The sequence below is a fragment of the Nocardioides cremeus genome, assembly GCF_030518195.1.
Taxonomy (GTDB): domain Bacteria; phylum Actinomycetota; class Actinomycetes; order Propionibacteriales; family Nocardioidaceae; genus Nocardioides; species Nocardioides cremeus.
The window spans coordinates 1-242 of sequence record NZ_JAULSC010000369.1; the positions used below are offsets into that span (position 1 = coordinate 1).

Below are 242 nucleotides of genomic sequence, written 5' to 3' on the forward strand. Positions count from 1 at the left end.
CGCACCGGCTCGGGCAAGTCGACGCTCGCCTCGCTGGTCTCCCGCGCCGTCGACCCCGAGCCGGGCAGCGTGCTGCTGGGCGGTCGCGACGTGCTCGACCTCGACCTGCAGGCGCTGCGCCGCGCCGTCGGGGTGGTCACCCAGCGCACCGAGATCCTTGCCGGCACCCTCGCCGAGAACATCGCGCTCTTCGCGGCGGGCTCGCGCGAGGCCGTCGAGGGCGCGGTCACCGAGCTCGGCCT

General features: G+C 76.0%; 1 protein-coding gene. It reads left to right on the forward strand.

Annotation, left to right across the window (positions count from 1 at the left end; translation table 11 throughout):
* Positions 1 to 242, forward strand: a 242-nt coding sequence (locus tag QWJ41_RS21385; RefSeq protein WP_302710521.1) for an ATP-binding cassette domain-containing protein, incomplete at both ends; no start/stop codon positions are given.